The sequence below is a fragment of the Rahnella sp. NRRL B-41462 genome, assembly GCF_003263525.1.
Taxonomy (GTDB): Bacteria; Pseudomonadota; Gammaproteobacteria; order Enterobacterales; family Enterobacteriaceae; genus Rahnella; species Rahnella aceris.
In genome coordinates this window covers 1-615 of sequence record NZ_JYDF01000151.1, presented here as the reverse complement: position 1 = coordinate 615, position 615 = coordinate 1, and the positions used below count along the sequence as shown (strand labels likewise).

Annotated in this window: 1 protein-coding gene; it reads left to right on the top strand. The window is 54.8% G+C overall.

Annotation, left to right across the window (positions count from 1 at the left end; all coding sequences use genetic code 11):
* Positions 1-19: 19 nt before the first annotated feature.
* Positions 20-615, top strand: a 596-nt coding sequence (gene fliP, locus UC14_RS25260; RefSeq protein WP_112198667.1) for a flagellar type III secretion system pore protein FliP, incomplete at its 3' end; no start/stop codon positions are given.

Here is a 615-nt window from a genome sequence, read left to right as displayed (position 1 = left end):
CCGTCAGCGCCCTGTTCGCCTGGTCACTCACCTGTGTCTGCCGCTGCTATTGCTTGCCAGCCCGGCAGCTTTTGCACAGTTACCGGGGATCATCAGCCAGCAGATGTCTAACGGGACACAAAACTGGTCGCTGCCGATCCAGACGCTGGTGTTTATCACCACACTGACCCTGTTACCTGCGATGCTGCTGATGTGTACCAGTTTTACCCGCATCATTATCGTGCTGGGTTTACTGCGAAATGCACTGGGTACACCTTCCGCGCCGCCAAACCAGGTGCTGCTCGGCCTTGGCCTGTTTCTGACCTTCTTCGTGATGGCACCGGTATTCGACAAAATTTACAGCGATGCTTATCAGCCCTTCAGCGAAAACAAGATCACCATGCAGGAAGCAATGGACAAAGGCGCTCAGCCGTTACGCCAGTTTATGCTGCGCCAGACCCGCGAAAGCGATCTGGCTTTGTATGCGCGTCTGGCCAATATCCCGCCTCTTGCAGGCCCGGAAGCCGTGCCGATGCGTATTTTGTTACCGGCTTACGTCACCAGCGAACTGAAAACCGCTTTCCAGATTGGCTTCACCGTATTCATACCGTTCATGATTATCGATCTGGTGGTCGC